We start from the raw sequence: 17,186 nt of genomic DNA, 5'->3' as shown, positions 1-17,186 counted from the left end.
TAGGCGTATGACCGTCCCCGCCCTGGAACGACCGCCGCGCATACTCACCGCCTGTCTTTTTGCTGGCGCGCTGTGCCTGATGTTGTTCTTCCAGGTCGGTTGGGCGCTCAGCAATTGGGGCTCGATTGCAGTCCAAAAGGAGATCCGTAAGGCCCTCGATGGTGATGCCCTCAAGCGCGCCGGCCTCCAATTTGACGATGTCATCGGCTGGCTGCGCTGGGGGCTCATGGCGCTGGCGGTTATCGCCGCGGTCGGTGTCATCTTCGCGATCTACACCGCCCTTGGACATCAGGCGTCGCGGATTATCCTGACCGTCATCTGTGTTTTGGCCGCCGTGTCATTCCTGAGTCTGAGCATCCTCGGGTTAATCCCAGCAGCGTTCTCGATCTGGTGCGCGACGTTGCTCTGGACGCCCGAAGCGCGGCGTTGGTTCGCGTTCAAGAACGGCAAATATGTGCCGCCGGTCGCGGTGCCAGTCGCGGCAATCGCCGGTGATGGTCTCGATGCGCCTCGTTCCTCGGCTACTCAACCCGGCGACTCGGCTACTCAACCCGCGATCCCGGCCAAGATGCCCCGACCAGTCCTGATCGCCGGACTGATCGCTGGCCTCGGCTCGGCGCTTGTCGGCTTCATCTGCGCGATCAATGTGCTGTTCTATGCGGTCGCCAAGAGCGACTACATCACGCTGATGAACGACAACCGGTTGATCGCCGATGCGGTCAAGTCGAGCGGCAAGAGTGCCGAACAACTGGCGGGTTTCATGTTCGTGGCGTGCAGTGTTTGCGCTGTGCTCGCACTACTTGGCATCGTTTTTGCGACAGCGACATTGCTTCGTCAACGCTGGGGTCGCACCGGGTTATTGGTGCTTTCAGTGGTCACCGCGCTGATCTCGCTGTTTGTCCCGCCGCTCGGCTTTGTGATGACCGGCCTCGCGGTCGCGACCTTCATACTTTTGCGGAGACCTGAATCACACGCCTGGTTCGTCCGAGACAAATGAGGTGATTCGGTGTTTAACGGCATCGGATGCACCGATAACCTGTTGTTATGGCTGATAGTAAAAACACCATGACGAAGCGCCCGCACGTTGTCGTGATCGGCGGCGGATTCGGCGGCGTCGCGGTCGTCCGTAAGCTCAAGCGCGCCAATGTAGACGTGACCCTAATTGACCGTCATACCTACAACACGTTCCAGCCGCTGCTCTACCAAGTGGCCACCGCAAGCCTGAACCCGGGTGATGTCACCTGGTTCCTCCGCGCAATTCGCGCCAAGCAGGACAACGTCCGATTCCTCAAGGGAACGGTCGAGTCGATGGACCACTCCGTGAAGCAGATCCTGCTCGCCAGCGGTGTCCGTATCTCCTACGACTACGTGGTCATTGCGACTGGCGTCACGGCCAACTTCTTTGGAATTCCCGGTGCCGAGGAATTCTCGATGCCGCTGTATCGGCGTTCGCAGGCACTCGCGGTCCGTGATCGGATGTTCGCCGCGCTCGAAAATGCCGCCGTTAACCGACTTGATGATGATCTGCGCCTCGTTGTCGTCGGCGGTGGTGCGACCGGTGTAGAGACTGCAGGCGCGTTTGCCGAACTGCGCAACAACGACATGCCAACGACCTACCCCGAACTCGATCGCGACCACGTCCACATCACGCTCATCGAAATGGCGCCGCACGTTCTTGGGCCGTTCCACCCGAACCTCCGCGACTATGCGCGCAAAGCGCTCGAGAAGCGTGGCGTCGATATGCGCCTGGGCACGACCGTTAAGGAAGTTCGTGCCGATGGCGTCCTGATTGCCCGCGGCGACGCGGCCGAAGAGTTTCTGCCCGCCGGCATCGTGGTTTGGGCCAGCGGCGTCACAGTCCACTCGACGGTCAAGGACTGGGACGTCCCGCAAGGTCGCGGCGGTCGCATTATGGTCGACGAGCACTGGAAGGTTGAGGGGCTCGACAATGTCTATGCGATTGGTGACGTCTCGATCGGTCCGGCGGCGTTGCCGCAACTGGCGCAGCCAGCAATCCAAGGTGGTAAGCACGTCGCCAAAGTGATCCGCAAGGGCCTTCAGGGCGAAACGATTAAAGCGTTCAAATACGGCGACAAAGGCACTATGGCCACGATTGGTCGCGCCTCGGCGATCGCGCAGATCAAGGGTCTGCCGCGGCTCAAAGGGTTCCCGGCTTGGGCGATCTGGGTCGGTTTGCACGTTGCGACGCTGCTCGGCAATCGCAATCGTTTTGCCACCATGATCAACCTGACGGCCAAATACCTCGCGTGGGGTAGTCACAACGCGATCGTGGGTGAGACTCCGCCAGTCGTGGCAAGCAGCCCTGAGTCGGTGGCAATCCTCGAGGCCAAATACAACGGCAACGAGGACTGACCCGGCTAGGATTCGACGCCGGCGATATTCATCAGTTGGGCGAGTAATCGGTAGTAGCCCACGAGCGTGACGAGTTCGAGGATTTGTTCGGTGGTCAATCCGGACCGCGCCGTGTCGAAAGCGTCGGTGCTGGTGTGGGCATGCGCAGCGAGCGATGAGCACAATGCGGCCGCGCAATTTTCTTCGGGCCGCTCTGAGCTGAATGCCCCGTCCCGAAGCGCGGTGATCTCCTCGTCGCTGAGTCCGACTGAACGGCCGACCGCTTCGTGTGCGAAGGCCTCGAAGGAACTGCTGCAGTCACGAGCGACGGTCAGAATTGCGATCTCGCGGACGCGGTCGGAGATCTTCGTCGCATAACGGATCTGAGACCCCAATCGCTGGAGGGGAGCACCGAGTTCGGGGGTGTGCAGCATCAGCCCGAATGGCCCGTTAAGAGAGCCATCAGGCTTGGTTAATGGGAAGTGTTGCTGCCCTTGTCCGCGCTTTCCGCCGACCATGCTGTCGTACAACGCTCGTTGCGGCCCATCGAGTGCGTTTGGGCTGAGCCGCTTGACTCGTTCGTGGTTCACGGCAGCCTGATTTTTGCGAGCTCGCGGTGAGCTTCAAGCATCGCCGGCCCGTACCAGGTGAGTAGCCGGCCCGCGACGAGTTGGGTGGGCGTATGGGTGAAGGCCTCGGGACCATCGTCGGGGCCGAACGCATACGGCTCGTCGGGTAGTAGCACGAGATCGGTGTCGGGCCGGTCGATCTCGGCCAACTCAACATGCGGATAGCGTTCAGCCGAGCCATCGAAAGCATTAGCCCAGCCAAGTCGACGTGCGAGATCACCGGTGAACGTTGAGCTGCCGACCACCATCCACGGATCGCGCCAGATCGGGATCGCGACGGTCGCACTGACAGCTGGGACCGGTCCAAGCCAGAGTTGCTCGACCTCATCGAGCCATTGCGGCACCGGCCATTGCAGTCCGTCGGTGAACAGCCGCCGCATCGAAGCGCAGGCCTGCTCGACCGTCTCGATGACCGTGACCCAGACATCGATCCCGGCCGCCCGAAGCCGGGTTACGTCGAGTTCACGGTTCTCCTCCCGATTGGCCAGCACGAGATCCGGAGCCAGCTCGAGGATCGTCTGGAGATTCGGATTCTTCGTCCCGCGGACCCGGGTCACGTCGAGATCGGCAGGATGTGTGCACCAGTCGGTGGCGCCGACAAGTGCATCGGGACGGGTTGCCGCGATTGCCTCGGTCAGGGACGGAACCAACGAGACGATCCGCTGGGCCGGGCCGGTGCGGTCAATCAGCTGACCGAGATCGTCCTTCACTTGTGCCGAATGCCCATCACACCGCATAGCGGCGCAGACCAGGAATAGTCGTCGTCCTTGAGCGTGAGGTCGATTCGATCAGCAATATCGATGGGGAACGGTTCGGCCGTGCGGGTGTCCATACCGACATGAACGAGCGTCACTTCGAATGTGCAGGCAAGCGCGTTGGTCGACCGGTTGACCAGGAAAGCCATGGCGTGAAGCACCTTGTCTGAGCGGTCCAGCAGACGGGTGTGGACCGACAATTCCTGGCCGAGCCGAAGCTCCGCGAAGTAGCGGATATGGTGCTCGGCGGTGAACATTGTCAGGCGCCGGTGGTCGATATAGTCCTGACCGAGCCCCATCTCGTCACAGCGAGCACCGACGCCTCGCGCGCACAACGTGAGGTAGTGACCGATGTTCATGTGCGTGTTCTCGTCGAGGAATTCCGCAGGCACCAGCATTTCGGTGACCGCGGGAAGTTCGAAAACCTGCTCGACACTGGGAGAGGCGCTCATACGCTCCACCTTACGAGTCGCGCGTTGGGTTCAGTCCCGGGCCGTCGAATGGGCCCCGCCGTGGTCACCCCGGTCATCGCCTCGGTCGTCAACTCGATCGTCAACTCGATCGTCACGACTGCCGTGGCGGGTGTTGACATCGGGGTCGATCCGGTCGGCTTCGACCAACTGCTCGTTCACCTCGTCGTAGTTCGAGGCCGCCCGCTGCTCGTGCTCCTGAGCCTGACGGTCGAGCTGCTCGGCAGCCATTCTCGCCTCGTCGGCATCGGCGCGAGCCGCCGATGCATCGGCCTCGCTGCGGCGTGCCTCGATCTCCGAACCTCTTACGTGGTCACGGATCTCTGCGGCCTTGCTACGACGGGTCTCCTTACGTCGGCCCGATGTTGCGCTAGCGAATACCGCTGCGACGACCAATACCAGAACAACTGCGATGATCAGCCAGACCCACCAGTCGATGTTTCCCATGTTGAACCCTCCTTCTCACGGTGCCAGTGCACGTGTCCGGACGACCCGTGTCTGACGCACCATGCGGAGTGGTACCCCGTTGCCCACATTCCACACTCACCCGGGTGAAGAGCGGTCAGTCACACGTTCCGACGGTACTGGCCACCGACCTCGAAGAATGTCTCGGTGATCTGCTGGAGCGAGCAAACCCGCGCCGCATCCATCAGAACGGCGAAGACATTCTCGTGCGAGATGGCGGCTTCCTTGAGCCGCTGGATCGCCTGCTCGGCGTCTTGGCTGTGGCTCGATTGGAAGGCATGTACGCGATTGAGTTGTGATTCCTTCTCCGCGTCGGTCGCACGCATCAGCTCGATCGTCGGCTTCTCCTCTTCGGTCCCCTCGGGGTGCCGGAAGGTGTTGACGCCCACGATCGGGATCGAGCCGTCGTGCTTGCGATGCTCATAAAGCATTGACTCGTCCTGGATCCGGCCGCGTTGATAGCCGGTTTCCATCGCGCCAAGTACGCCGCCGCGCTCATTGATGCTGTCGAATTCGGCGAGCACCCGCTCCTCCACAAGATCGGTGAGTTCGTCGATGATGTAGGAGCCTTGGAGCTGGTTCTCGTTGAGTGAGAGGCCCCATTCGCGGTTGATGATGAGCTGGATCGCCAGCGCTCGGCGTACCGATTCGGGGCTGGGCGTCGTCACTGCTTCGTCGAAGGCATTCGTGTGCAGACTATTGGCGTTGTCATTGATCGCGATGAGCGCCTGCAGCGTCGTACGAATGTCGTTGAACTGCATTTCTTGCGCGTGCAGCGATCGACCCGATGTTTGCACGTGGTACTTCAGCTTCTGTGAGCGTTCATTGGCGCCATACTTGTCGCGCATGGCAACCGCCCAGATGCGCCGGGCCACCCTGCCAAGCACTGCGTACTCCGGGTCCATCCCGTTGGAAAAGAAAAACGAGAGATTGTGCGCGAAGTCGTCGATCGCCATACCGCGCGCCAGATAAGCCTCGACGTAGGTGAATGCGTTGGACAGGGTGAAGGCGAGCTGGCTGATCGGGTTGGCCCCGGCCTCGGCAATGTGATAGCCGGAGATCGATACCGAATAGAAGTTACGGACCTGCTGCTCGATGAACCATTCCTGGATGTCGGCCATCATGCGCAGGCTGAACTCGGTGGAGAACAGGCAGGTGTTCTGGCCCTGATCTTCCTTGAGGATATCGGCTTGCACGGTGCCGCGAACGGCCTCGAGCGCGGCGGCGCGGACATCTGCGGCTTCTTCGGCCGAGGGTGCTCGATCATTGTCGACGGCGAACTTGTCGAGTTGTTGGTCGATCACGGTGTTGAGGAAAAAGGCAAGGACGGTCGGCGCTGGCCCGTTGATCGTCATCGACACCGAGGTCGTCGGCTCGGTCAAATCGAAGCCGTCGAACAGTGCCTTCATGTCGTCGAGCGTTGCTACTGAGACGCCCGAGGTGCCGACTTTGCCGTAGACATCGGGGCTTAGACCGGGATCGCGGCCATACAGGGTCACCGAGTCGAAAGCCGTCGATAGGCGGGTTGCCGGAGCATCCTCGGACAAGAGTTTGAAACGGGCATTCGTCCGGAACGGGTCGCCCTCGCCGGCAAACATACGGGCCGGATCTTCGCCCTCGCGCTTGAACGGGAAGACCCCTGCGGTGAACGGGAAATAGCCGGGCAGATTTTCGCGCCGCCAAAATTTGATGAGCTCGCCGTGATCGGTTGTCCGCGGCAGCGCGACGCGGGAAACCTTGTTACCGGACAATGATTCGCGGGTTAACTGATTGTGGATCTGCTTGCCACGAATCGTGAAGATCTGTTCATCGCCGGAATAGGACTCAACAACCGCCGGCCAGCCCTCAAGCTGATCGGCAACCGTCGCCGGCAATGCCTTCGTCGCCTGAGTGAGGAGGCCGGTGACGTCGCTGTGATCGAGGCCCGCCTGCTCAAGCTCGGAGTTGACTGCCGTGAGCTGTTGGATGCGTACGGCCTTGGCCGCGAGTGCTTCGGTTTCGGCGTGATAAGCCCGGATGAGCTCGGTGATTTCGGCGAGATAGCGGCCGCGTTCGGGCGGAACGACATGGGCGAGGCCGCTGGAGTGCTTGACGGTGACCTGCGCTAGCAGCGGCTCGTCGAGGACCAGACCTTTCGCGCTGAGGAGCTCTTTGAGGAATTGGTATAGCGCGGTGACGCCATCGTCATTGAAGGTCGCCGCGGAGGTGCCGAAGACTGGCATGTCACCGGGTCCGGAGCCGAACGCCTCACGGTTGCGTACGAGTTGGCGGCCGACATCGCGCATGGCATCTTTTGCGCCGCGCCGCTCGAATTTGTTGATCGCGACGACATCGGCGAAGTCGAGCATGTCGATCTTCTCCAGTTGGGAGGCCGCACCGAATTCGGGCGTCATGACATACATGGACACATCGACCAACGAAACGATTGCGGCATCACCCTGGCCGATGCCGGGTGTCTCCACCAGGATCAGATCGAAGCCGGCTGCCTTGCAGAGTTCGATGACCTGCGGGAGGCATTCGGGCACCTCGCGGTTGCCGCGCGTCGCGAGCGAGCGGAAGAAGATGCGGTCGCCATCGAGCGAATTCATCCGGATGCGGTCGCCGAGCAGTGCGCCGCCGCCCTTACGCCTAGTGGGATCGACCGCGATGACGGCGATGCGGAGTTTGTCTTGTTGGTCGACGCGGAAACGACGGATGATCTCGTCGTCGAGTGAGGACTTGCCCGATCCGCCGGTACCGGTTACGCCCAGCACGGGCGCATGCGATGCGGCGGCGGCCGTCGTGATCTGGCGCACGTCATCGGCGGCGAGTTTGCCCGCCTCGGCGCAGGTGATGGCACGGGCCAAAGCGGCTCGCTCGCCAGCTAGGACGGCGCCGATGTCAGCTGGATCTTGGGTCAGATCGACGTCGCAATCCTTGACGACCGAGTTGATCATCCCGACCAAGCCCATTCGCTGGCCATCCTCGGGCGAGAAGATCGTGACGCCGGACTTGCGTAGCCGATCGATCTCTTCTGCGACGATCACGCCGCCGCCACCGCCGACGACCTTGATGTGGTCCGCGCCCATCTGATGCAGCAACTGCATGAGGTATTCGAAGTACTCGACGTGGCCGCCCTGATAGGAGGAGACAGCGATGCCTTGGACGTCTTCCTCGATCGCCGCATCGACGACTTCTTGCACCGAGCGGTTGTGGCCGAGGTGTACGACCTCTGCGCCTTGGCTCTGGAAGATGCGCCGCATGATGTTGATCGAGGCATCATGACCGTCGAATAACGCCGATGCGGTCACCAAACGGACCGGGTTGACGGGCTTGTGGAGTTCGGTTTTCATGGGATTCCTCGGTCGCGCGAGATATTACTAGGATGTCCTAGTAGTTTCCATGTTAAGCCATCGCACGGGTCAGGGCAATTTCGCCTCGTTGCCGCCATTACGTCATACCGGGTGAGGGCTATAGGCCACGATTCGTATGACGTAACGAGGTGTGGGGCGACGATTGTTCAGGAGCGAGGGATCCGGGGGCCGCCCTCGGTCCGCTGCATACGTGTTTGGGTCGGGTTTCGAAGGCAGCGATGCTTGAAGTCGGGGTCAACGTGAAGTCCCTGCCGGTAAACTGCGGCTCCGAGTTCGCGGTCGAGGAACCGGACGATGTCACGCATCGAGTCGCGTCGGAAGTCCACGATCAGGGGCGCGCCGTTTAGCATCGTGAAGTCTGAATCGGCCGGGAGATCTTTGGCATCGAGCTTGCCTTTGCGAATGAGTTCGCGGATTCCTTCGATCTCGCAATAGGTGACGGTGATCTCGGGGATACCGAAACACGTTCCGCCTGCGGTGGAGCACACCGACTTTTCCTTCGGCACCGGCTTGGGCGACTCCCCACAACCAGTGATCGACACCGCGAGCAAGGCCGCGACCAGCCAGCGGATTAGTCGGTGTCTCATTTGTGGACCTTCCAATCGGGGTTGGTCAGGAAACTGTTGGCCGAATCGGAGGAATTGCCGGTGTCAGGGAGCGTGTAGTAATTGCCGAGCGTGTTGTATTGATCGGTGAGGTCATTCTCGAACGTCGTGAAGAACGGCGCCTGGCCCGGCTTGGGAGAAGTCCCCGCCGGCGGGTACTTCTCGAAGTAGGGATCGAGAATGTTCGCTGCGTCGTCGCCAATCTGGTCCGATGGGGGAACTGATCCATCGCTGTTGACGTAAGGATAGGTCAGGCTCGGCGGCAGATCCGACTTGTCAAGCATCTTCGCGTCGAGCATCGATTGGATGAGTCCGATCGTGTTAGCAGTCGAAACGTGCGACCCCGTCGGCGAGTAGTTCTCCGGCAAGTCAGCCGGTGGGGCGGGAATGGCTGGCGCTTCGGTCAGGTTTGCGACGAGCGTGTTGCCGATGCCTGCGGCTGGCCCGATGAGTCCGGTGGGATCAGGAAGGCCTCCGGCAAGGCTGGCCACAATGCCCGAGGCGATCTTCATATTGCGGACCTGCTCCGCTTTCGCGTCTTGCAGGTTGGCGCCTCGCTCGACCGCCTCGTTGAAGGCGGCCGAGTCGAGCATCGCCGACAGGCGCGCGTTCCCGCCCGCAAGCGCACGTGGCCCGATTCCATCCTTGTCGCTCACATGGGCAATGAAGTCGTGGATCCGATCCTGCTCGTGCGCGGTCACGATGGTCGACAAACGGAATGCATTGCTCTGCCGGTCGCCGTCGTCGTTATCGCTCATCAGAAGTGTCATAAGTCGGACCTGGTCGGTTTTGGTCAAGCCATCCACGGGCAGGTCAGCGGCCTCCAGTGAGAACTCGTCGAGATGATCGGCCAGCGCATCGGTGAGGCCCAAGGCGATCGCGCGGTTGTACGCGGCGGCCGAATCGTCGCCACCGTCGCCACCTGAACCCATCAACTCCTTGAAGACACTGTTGTTGTCCTTCTCGTACCCGATCGGTTCGGCGTTCGTGATGGTCTTCACGAACCCATCGAATGCCCTGTCGGCCAGCTCTCGTTCGGCCGCATCGACCGGGAGACCGGTGTCACCGTTGTGGGCGTCATGCATCCAGTTGAGCATCGAGGCGATGTTCTCTTCGGGCGTGTTGCCATCGAAGTCAGCGTGCTTGTTGCTCCAGTGGTGTCCCAACAGCGTCTCGTTGAAACTCGTCCCATACATCGTGAGCATGCCACTGCTGCCATTGCCCATGTAGTTCGGCGGCACCTGGTCGCCACCTTCGAGCAGGTCGGCGGCCGCCTCGTGATTGCGGCTCACCAAGTTCATGACCTTGCCCGCGAGTTCGTCGTCCCACTCGCCCATCTTGTCGCCGCCGGCGACTCTGTCGGTGTAGGAATCCCACATGGCAACCGAGGTCATCGCCGTCGAGGCAACGTGTTTGCTCAGGTCATCGCCGCCCATTGCATCGCCATTGACCAAGAATCCGGCCAAGTCCATGAAATCCTTGTTTTTGTGCATGATGCTAGAAGATCCAGCGGCGGTGGTGGACGATTGTGTCGGCGGAAGCTGATCGGCATCGTCACGGAACGATTTGGGAAGATCATCCCAGCCGCCGGCAATGTCTTCATTCGACAGATGTAGGAAGTCATTGGCAAACGACGTCATGAGTCCCGGCTTTTGCGCATCGGTGAACCCTGGCGCTTCGTCGGCGGTGATATTGAAGTTTCCGCCATCGGTGTTGATAGCGAGATTCCAGACGTGTTCGTCGGCCTTGATGTAGTCCATGATCTCATTGTGTTTTGGCCAGGTTTCCTTGGCGAATTCCTTGAGATAGGCATTCATGTCCTTGGCCACGGGCACGTCAGAGACATCGAGTTGGTGTTGTTTCAGCCACGGGGCCAGAGTCGCCATTGCCGCGGAGATCTGCTGCGACCGTTCGAAACCGTGCAGGAAGACTGCGGGGCCTTTGCCGCCCTCGAGGGCGGATTTGATCTCACTGGCATCCGCCTTGGCGTCGACGCCGTCGACGTGTGGCAGAACGAGTGCCACGACATCGGCAATTTGCTGCTCGCTCGGATGGGGCAGATTCATCAGAAACGGGACCATGCCCGGCTCGTCCTTGACGAACTGTTGACGCTCATCCTCGGTCATCTTGGCGAAGTCCTCGTTGGCGCCGGTTTTGATACCGGCGCGATAGGCCTTGTAGCGCTCCTCGGGAGTCAGGCTGAGGCTGCGGTAGGCGGCAGCGGCCTCGAGCGGGATCATCCCGGACATCACGAGTTCTTTGACGTTGCTGGTCGTCGCGCCCTGATCGAGCATCGCTTGAACCGCATCGGCGTCTGATTCGACCTTGAAGAGCGCATCCTTGTATTCGGGTTACAGGTTGGACTCGGCGGTCTTGCGAAAATCGCTGAGCGAGAGATCGCCACCGTTCGAGTCGAAGTCGGGGTCGTGCCGTGCGCTGTTGACACTGGCGTTATATCTCGTGTTGAGCGAATTGACTGTGGTGTCGAAGTCATCGACATGGGTGGCAAACCGTCGAAGGCAACCGAGTGCATACTGCCCGTTCTGAACGAGTTTGAGAGCCGTCCCATGAGCCGATTCGGGATTGATGCCGACGCTCTTCGCGATGTTGCCCTCGGTAGCATTCATCGCGGCCTGTTTGTCGTCGGCCAAGTCGCCGGCGACAGTCGAGATCGACTTAACATTGTTGGCCGGATGATCCAACGAACGGCGAATCGCGTCGCCGTTTGCGCCCCCGTAGATGTCCTGATAGTACCCAAACGGCCCGTAGACTCGTGCCACCATCGATCTTCCCCCGTGCTAGTTCGAAAGTTTCTGCCCGCAACAATCTAGTTGCCAGCGCCGTTTAATGCCAAGCCCGGCTCAGACTTCCAGCATCACGGTGCCAAGTGATTCCTCGGGGATGCCGAAACCTTCGATCAGCGTCAACGTATGTGGTCGCAACTCTTCAAGCACATTGTTGAGCTCACTTGTCACGGCCTTGGCGCGGGCGGCAGTCAACCGTTTGTGCTCCATGAACCAGGCCTTGTCCTCCTCAAGAATCGACAAGGCATATGCATCGCATACGAGGCGGAGGAGGTCTTGGGCCTCGGGATCTTCGCAACGGGCAATCGCGGCGGTGAAGGCCTCGAGCACGATCCGGTCGATGTGAACCCGACCTGCCTTGGCGACGTGGTCCTGCGCCGCATTAAAAGTATCGAACGCCTGGTTTTTGTCCTTCTTGTCGGCACGCTGGAGCCGGCGCGCCGCGGTTTCTAGGACATGCTGCTCACGATCCTCGAACAGATCGAGCTGAGTGCCCCGATCACGCAGGCTCGCTTCGGAGTCTTCCTTGCCGGGCCGGGCATCGATCAATCGTTGGATCAGTTGTGAGGCGGCGGTGCGCTCCTTCACAACATCGGCAACCGAACTAGCAACAAACTGCACCATGCCGAGTGGATCCAAGCCACCGACTTCTTCGGCGTATGACGTCAACAAACCCTTGGCGACAAGCTGGAGCAACACATGATTGTCACCCTCGAAGGTGGTGAACACATCGACATCGCCACGCAGAATAGTGAGTCGATTTTCGGCCATATAGCCGGCACCACCGCAGGCTTCGCGGCATTCCTGGATCGCGTGCGACGCATGCCAGGTGGCGACCGCTTTGATGCCAGCGGCGCGGGCTTCGAGCTCGCGCGCCGCCTGCGGATCAGGATCGTCGTCTACTTGGATCCGATGCATGCGCGCGACAAGTTGGTTTTGCGCGAACTGCATGGCGTACGAGCGGGCGATCAACGGAAGGAGTCGGCGCTGGTGCATGCGGTAGTCCATCAGGACGACCTCGGCACCATCCTTGCCCTCGAATTGCGTGCGCTGCAGCGCATACCGACCCGCGATGCTGAGCGCGGTCTGTGCCGCCGCATTGGCCGAGCCACCAACGCTGACACGGCCACGGATCAGGGTGCCGAGCATGGTGAAGAAGCGCTTGTTCTTACTGTCGATCGGCGAGGAGTAGGTGCCGTCCGCGGCGACGTGGCCGTAGCGGTCGAGCAGATTCTCGCGCGGCACCCGCACGTTGTCGAACATAATCCGCCCGTTGTCCACGCCAGCAAGGCCGCCCTTGTAGCCGCAGCTCGACGTCGTAACGCCGGGCAGATTCTTGCCCTTGGCCGTGCGCAGCGGCACGAGCAAACAGTGCACGCCGAAATCCTCGCCATGGCTGATCAGTTGTGCGAACACCGCTGCCATAGTCGCGTGTTTCGCGGCGCCGCCGATGTAGTCCTTGCGCGCGGATGGAGTGGGTGAATTGATCACGAACTCTTGCGTCGCGACGTCGTAGGTTGCGGTTGTTTCCAAGCTTTGCACATCACTACCGTGGCCAGTCTCGGTCATGGCGAAGCAGCCGAGGAGATCAAGATTGATCAGATCCTGCAGGTAGGCCTCGTGGTGCCGGTCGGTGCCGAGATTTTCGACCGCGCCACCGAACAGCCCCCATTGGACGCCGGCCTTGACCATCAGTGACAAATCGAACTGGGCGAGGGCTTCGATGCCGGTGACGGCCTTGCCGGGATCGCCTTCTCCGCCGTACGCCTCGGGGAATCCGGCGGCAGGTATTCCCGCCGACACCAGTTGCTGCATCTGATCGAGCGCACGGTCACAGGCATCATCGAGACTCAGTGATGGGTCGGCAAGCAGGTCAAGTTGGGACAGCTGTTCGCGGGATTGTTCGCGCACGCTGCGCCACTTGCCGTCAAGGATATGACGAAGCTCAACTGAAAGGCTCATGCATTGACGCTACCCGCCCGGGGTGGCGGCTGCACCGAAGGATTGCGCATAGGCTGACCTTCATGATTTCGGTGGCTTCCTATTTCCTGCCGCGAGATCTCCACCCGGGTGCCTGGTGGATCTGGGCGATAGGCCTTGCGACGGCGGCTAGCCGGACGACCAATCCGCTGTTGCTCGCAGTGATCCTGGCCGTCGTTATCTATGTAGTGGTGGCGCGTCGTTCTGATTCGCCTTGGGCCATGTCATTTCGGCTCTACCTCTATCTTGGGCTGTTCGTCGTGCTTTTTCGGGTGGCATTTCGGTTTGTGTTCAGTGGTGGGGGCGGTCAGACGGTCCTGTTCCACCTGCCCGAAATCCCGCTGCCCGATATTGCCCGCGGCATCCAACTCTTCGGCGACATTTCGGCCGAATCGCTGTTGGGCGGCTTCTATGACGGGCTCCGGCTCGCCACGATGCTGATCTGCCTGGGCGCCGCGAACTCCTTGGCCAATCCGAAACGGTTACTGCGGTCGATGCCGCCCGCCCTGTATGAAATTGGCACCGCCATCGTTGTTGCCGTAAGCGTGTTCCCGCAACTCGCCGAGAGCATCATTCGGGTCAATCGGGCGCGCAAGTTGCGCGGCATCAGTGGCAAGAGTTTCCGGGTGCTCAAGACAATCGTCATTCCCGTGATGGAAGATGCGTTGGATCGTTCACTGCACCTCGCCGCCTCGATGGATTCGCGCGGCTATGGACGCTTGGGCACCGCAGACCGGCGCGAACGTGCGATCACCGGAACGCTGATGATCGGTGGACTGATCGGCATCTGTGTGGGGACCTACGCATCGCTCGATGCGACCACACCCCGCTATCTCGCTGCGCCGGTCTTGGCCGCCGGCAGCGTCGTCGCGCTGATTGGCTTTGTGGTTGCTGGCAAGCGCGTGCAGCGGACCCGTTACCGGCCCGATCGCTGGCAGCTTGCCGAGGTTGTCACCGCCGTCTGTGGCCTCGGGGTGGCGACAACTTTGATTGCCATGGGGTCTTTCGATCCTGAGTCGATGTATACGGCGACCATGAAAATCGCGTGGCCGGAACTCGGGCTCGTACCCTTGATCGGTGTGGTCGTCGGCGTCTTGCCGGCATTCCTGACGCCGCCGCCGGCTTTCGCGGCAATTGGTTTGAGTGACAAGGTGGACGCATGATCGAGCTCGCCCACGTCTCCATGACGTATGACGGTGCTGATCAGCCGACCCTGCACGATCTGGATTTGACGATCGAGGAGGGCGAACTCGTCTTGGTGACCGGCCGCACAGGTGCCGGGAAATCGACGCTTCTTGGCTTGTTCAACGGACTTGTTCCACACTTCACCGGCGGTCATCTCGATGGCACCGTCACCGTCGCTGGGATCTCGACACAAGACCGCCCGCCCCGGGAATTTGCCCACCTGGTCGGCATGGTCGGCCAAGATCCGTTGGCCGGCTTCGTCACCGATGTGGTGGAGGAAGAGCTGGCCTACGGGATGGAACAGCTCGGTCTCGCACCCCAAGTCATGCGCCGTCGTGTCGAGGAAACGCTCGACCTGTTGGGTATTGCCGATCTACGCCGCCGCGCCCTTCGTACGTTGTCCGGTGGCCAGCAGCAGCGCGTGGCGATTGGTGCCGTTCTGACGATGAACCCGAAGGTTCTGGTGCTCGATGAACCGACTTCGGCACTCGATCCGACTGCGGCCGAGGAAGTTCTTGCGACGCTGTCGCGACTAGTTCACGACCTGGGTACGACCGTGATTCTGGCCGAGCATCGGATGGAGCGGGTCGTGCCGTTTGCTGACCGGATGCTCTATCTTCCAGGTGATGGGAAAGTGCTGGTCGGCGAACCGGCACACATTCTTGATCGCATGGAGATCGCACCGCCAATCATCGAACTCGGCAGACTGGTCGGCTGGTCGCCGCTCCCCCTGACGATCCGTGATGCTCGGCGTCGAGCCGGAGCCGTTCGAGCCAAACTCCCACCGGCAGTCGCACGGCCGGTCACCGACACCGCGACACTTTTGGCCGCCGATCGGGTTCTGGTCCGATATGGCTCAACCGTCGCGGTGCGCGATGTGTCGCTGAAGTTGCACAAGAACGAAGTCGTCGTCGTGATGGGCCGTAATGGCTCGGGCAAGTCGTCAATGCTGTGGGCACTGCAGGGTTCAGGATCTCGGCAAGGCGGTTCGGTGCTGGTCGATGACATCGATCCGCAAAGTGAATCCAGCGCACAAGCACGCCGGCTCGTCGGACTTGTGCCGCAAACGGCAAGCGATCTGCTCTATCTCGAATCGGTGGCCGCCGAATGCGCCGCAGCCGATCAGCAAGCTGAGACCACCGCAGGGTCCTGCCGCGAACTGCTCGACCGGATGGTTCCTGGCATCGACGCGGCTTCGCATCCGCGCGATCTTTCCGAGGGGCAGAAGCTTGGACTGGTTCTGGCCGTGCAACTCGTCGCCGCTCCACAAGTCATGCTGCTCGATGAGCCCACGCGCGGCCTGGACTATCGGGCCAAGGCCGAATTCGCCCGCATCGTGACCGATCTTGCGGCTGAGGACCGGGCCATCATGATCGCGACCCACGATGTCGAGTTCGCTGCGATCGTCGCCGATCGGGTCATCATCATGGCTGAGGGAGAAATCGTTTCCGAGGGGCCAGCGGTTGAGGTGCTCGGTGGTTCGCCGGCGTTCGCGCCGCAGGTCGCCAAGATCATCGGGCCTGAATGGCTCACCGTCGGCCAAGTTCGTAGTGCACTGGCGTCGGCCGCCTCATGATGACTCAGAACCGGATCGGCACCGGATTGCGTTCGGCGATCGTGTTGAGTGTCGCCTCGGTCGCCGGATTGATGATGTTTATCTGGCCACTGCTGGTCCGCGTCGATCCGTCTGCGACGAGTGAACGCACCGATGCGCCATTCATTTTCATCGTGATCTTGCCGGTCATCATCATCGTGGTCCTTGCGGAGTTGTCCGAGGGCGGCATGGATTCCAAAGCGTTGGCGATGCTCGGCGTCCTATCGGCCATCAACGCTGGACTTCGCCCAATTGGGGCAGGCACCGCCGGCGTCGAACTGGTGTTCTTCATGCTGATTCTGGCCGGTCGGGTGTTCGGTCCGGGCTTCGGCTTCGTGCTGGGATGTACATCGTTGTTCGCTTCGGCACTGTTGACCGCGGGCGTCGGTCCATGGCTGCCGTTCCAGATGATGTGTGCCGCCTGGATCGGTATGGGGGCGGGTTTTCTTCCCAAACGAGTCAGGGGCAAGCGCGAGATTTTGATGCTGATCGGCTATGCCGTGCTCATCTCGTATGCCTATGGCTTCCTCATGAACCTTACGACGTGGCCGTTTCTGCTCGGGGTTGAGAACACCGCCGGTAAAGCGAGCATCGCATTCGTTGCGGGCGCGCCTGTGCTCGACAACCTGCATCGCTTCATCATCTACACCGTCGTGAACACCTCGGCCGGATGGGATACCGGACGCGCGATCACGAACGCGATCGCCATCGGGCTTTTGGGTCCGGCGGTTCTTGCCACTCTGCGCCGGGCAGCGCGGCGCGCGTCGTACTCCTCACGGGCCGCAGATGTAGTTGCTGTGGCCGAGCCACGGGACGCCACACACTGATAGAATCGCCCCGCCCACTTGGGTAGATAACTACATCGCATGTTGCCAGGGGAAGTCGGTTCAATTCCGACGCTGTCGCGCAACCGTAAATCCACAGAATGATCAACGCTTCTGTGGGTGAGCCGGGAAACCTGAATTCATGCAGTACCTCATAACGCTGCCGCGAA

The 17,186-nt window shown here is 61.0% G+C and carries 14 protein-coding genes and 1 riboswitch; of the genes, 5 read left to right on the top strand and 9 right to left on the bottom strand.

Annotated elements, in window-relative coordinates:
- The first annotated feature begins 7 nt into the window (after positions 1-7).
- Both AC2YB9_RS16875 and AC2YB9_RS16870 read left to right on the top strand, forming a co-directional pair.
- Positions 8-997 (top strand): hypothetical protein, encoded by a 990-nt coding sequence (locus AC2YB9_RS16875; RefSeq protein ID WP_487266522.1) that lies wholly within the window; start codon positions 8-10, stop codon positions 995-997.
- Between the two features lie 47 nt (positions 998-1,044).
- Positions 1,045-2,373 carry an NAD(P)/FAD-dependent oxidoreductase gene (locus AC2YB9_RS16870; protein ID WP_487266521.1) on the top strand — a complete coding sequence of 443 codons (1,329 nt, stop codon included), beginning with the start codon at positions 1,045-1,047 and terminating at the stop codon, positions 2,371-2,373.
- A gap of 5 nt (positions 2,374-2,378) precedes the next feature.
- On the opposite strand, the gene AC2YB9_RS16865 is transcribed toward AC2YB9_RS16870, so the two are convergent.
- The 9 genes from AC2YB9_RS16865 to AC2YB9_RS16825 all read right to left on the bottom strand — a co-directional run bounded on the left by AC2YB9_RS16865 (position 2,379) and on the right by AC2YB9_RS16825 (position 13,395).
- A complete protein-coding gene (locus AC2YB9_RS16865; RefSeq protein ID WP_487266520.1) occupies positions 2,379-2,942 on the bottom strand; it encodes a carboxymuconolactone decarboxylase family protein in 564 nt (187 codons plus the stop codon).
- Positions 2,939-3,691, bottom strand: a complete 753-nt coding sequence (locus tag AC2YB9_RS16860; RefSeq protein WP_487266519.1) for a helical backbone metal receptor — start codon at positions 3,689-3,691, stop codon at positions 2,939-2,941. The genes AC2YB9_RS16865 and AC2YB9_RS16860 overlap by 4 nt, the downstream gene beginning before the upstream one ends.
- Positions 3,688-4,188 carry a thioesterase family protein gene (locus AC2YB9_RS16855; RefSeq protein ID WP_487266518.1) on the bottom strand — a complete coding sequence of 167 codons (501 nt, stop codon included), beginning with the start codon at positions 4,186-4,188 and terminating at the stop codon, positions 3,688-3,690. The genes AC2YB9_RS16860 and AC2YB9_RS16855 overlap by 4 nt, the downstream gene beginning before the upstream one ends.
- Before the next feature lie 30 nt (positions 4,189-4,218).
- Positions 4,219-4,653, bottom strand: coding sequence for a hypothetical protein (locus AC2YB9_RS16850; RefSeq protein ID WP_487266517.1), 435 nt, complete (start codon positions 4,651-4,653; stop codon positions 4,219-4,221).
- Between the two features lie 119 nt (positions 4,654-4,772).
- On the bottom strand, positions 4,773-8,003 hold the full coding sequence (gene icmF, locus AC2YB9_RS16845) for a fused isobutyryl-CoA mutase/GTPase IcmF (protein WP_487266516.1): 3,231 nt from the start codon (positions 8,001-8,003) through the stop codon (positions 4,773-4,775).
- A 167-nt stretch (positions 8,004-8,170) separates the two neighbouring features.
- On the bottom strand, positions 8,171-8,611 hold the full coding sequence (locus AC2YB9_RS16840) for a hypothetical protein (protein ID WP_487266515.1): 441 nt from the start codon (positions 8,609-8,611) through the stop codon (positions 8,171-8,173).
- Entirely contained in the window at positions 8,608-10,923 is a 2,316-nt protein-coding gene (locus tag AC2YB9_RS16835) for a TPR repeat domain-containing protein (RefSeq protein WP_487266514.1), read from the bottom strand. Before AC2YB9_RS16835 ends, AC2YB9_RS16840 begins: the two co-directional genes overlap by 4 nt.
- A 57-nt stretch (positions 10,924-10,980) precedes the next feature.
- Complete coding sequence (locus AC2YB9_RS16830) at positions 10,981-11,412, bottom strand: hypothetical protein (RefSeq protein WP_487266513.1); 432 nt, start codon at positions 11,410-11,412, stop codon at positions 10,981-10,983.
- 78 nt (positions 11,413-11,490) lie between these two features.
- Positions 11,491-13,395 carry an acyl-CoA dehydrogenase family protein gene (locus AC2YB9_RS16825; protein WP_487266512.1) on the bottom strand — a complete coding sequence of 635 codons (1,905 nt, stop codon included), beginning with the start codon at positions 13,393-13,395 and terminating at the stop codon, positions 11,491-11,493.
- Positions 13,396-13,457: 62 nt separating this feature from the next.
- Here AC2YB9_RS16825 and AC2YB9_RS16820 point away from each other — a divergent pair, with 62 nt between their 5' ends.
- The 3 genes from AC2YB9_RS16820 to AC2YB9_RS16810 are packed head-to-tail and all read left to right on the top strand — an operon-like array spanning position 13,458 to position 17,019.
- The gene (locus AC2YB9_RS16820) at positions 13,458-14,576 is read left to right on the top strand and encodes an energy-coupling factor transporter transmembrane component T (protein WP_487266511.1); all 1,119 of its coding nucleotides are present in this window, start codon (positions 13,458-13,460) and stop codon (positions 14,574-14,576) included.
- Entirely contained in the window at positions 14,573-16,174 is a 1,602-nt protein-coding gene (locus AC2YB9_RS16815) for an ABC transporter ATP-binding protein (RefSeq protein ID WP_487266510.1), read from the top strand. The genes AC2YB9_RS16820 and AC2YB9_RS16815 overlap by 4 nt, the downstream gene beginning before the upstream one ends.
- Positions 16,171-17,019, top strand: a complete 849-nt coding sequence (locus AC2YB9_RS16810) for an ECF transporter S component (protein ID WP_487266509.1) — start codon at positions 16,171-16,173, stop codon at positions 17,017-17,019. The genes AC2YB9_RS16815 and AC2YB9_RS16810 overlap by 4 nt, the downstream gene beginning before the upstream one ends.
- A gap of 49 nt (positions 17,020-17,068) precedes the next feature.
- A riboswitch (cobalamin riboswitch) is annotated at positions 17,069-17,151 on the top strand.
- The last annotated feature ends 35 nt before the right edge of the window (positions 17,152-17,186 follow it).

The sequence above is a fragment of the Aeromicrobium changchenzhani genome (assembly GCF_057586615.1).
The sequence above is the reverse complement of the archived record's forward strand: the minus strand, read 5'-3'. Positions and strand labels throughout refer to the sequence as shown.

What these genes read in the sequence shown, in the direction of transcription:
- AC2YB9_RS16875 (WP_487266522.1), top strand. Translation starts at nt 8, where the DNA reads ATGACCGTCCCCGCCCTGGAACGACCGCCGCGCATACTCACCGCCTGT.
- AC2YB9_RS16870 (WP_487266521.1), top strand. Translation starts at nt 1,045, where the DNA reads ATGGCTGATAGTAAAAACACCATGACGAAGCGCCCGCACGTTGTCGTG.
- AC2YB9_RS16855 (WP_487266518.1), bottom strand. Translation starts at nt 4,188, where the DNA reads ATGAGCGCCTCTCCCAGTGTCGAGCAGGTTTTCGAACTTCCCGCGGTC.
- AC2YB9_RS16850 (WP_487266517.1), bottom strand. Translation starts at nt 4,653, where the DNA reads ATGGGAAACATCGACTGGTGGGTCTGGCTGATCATCGCAGTTGTTCTG.
- icmF (WP_487266516.1), bottom strand. Translation starts at nt 8,003, where the DNA reads ATGAAAACCGAACTCCACAAGCCCGTCAACCCGGTCCGTTTGGTGACC.
- AC2YB9_RS16840 (WP_487266515.1), bottom strand. Translation starts at nt 8,611, where the DNA reads ATGAGACACCGACTAATCCGCTGGCTGGTCGCGGCCTTGCTCGCGGTG.
- AC2YB9_RS16835 (WP_487266514.1), bottom strand. Translation starts at nt 10,923, where the DNA reads ATGCTCGATCAGGGCGCGACGACCAGCAACGTCAAAGAACTCGTGATG.
- AC2YB9_RS16830 (WP_487266513.1), bottom strand. Translation starts at nt 11,412, where the DNA reads ATGGTGGCACGAGTCTACGGGCCGTTTGGGTACTATCAGGACATCTAC.
- AC2YB9_RS16825 (WP_487266512.1), bottom strand. Translation starts at nt 13,395, where the DNA reads ATGAGCCTTTCAGTTGAGCTTCGTCATATCCTTGACGGCAAGTGGCGC.
- AC2YB9_RS16820 (WP_487266511.1), top strand. Translation starts at nt 13,458, where the DNA reads ATGATTTCGGTGGCTTCCTATTTCCTGCCGCGAGATCTCCACCCGGGT.
- AC2YB9_RS16815 (WP_487266510.1), top strand. Translation starts at nt 14,573, where the DNA reads ATGATCGAGCTCGCCCACGTCTCCATGACGTATGACGGTGCTGATCAG.
- AC2YB9_RS16810 (WP_487266509.1), top strand. Translation starts at nt 16,171, where the DNA reads ATGATGACTCAGAACCGGATCGGCACCGGATTGCGTTCGGCGATCGTG.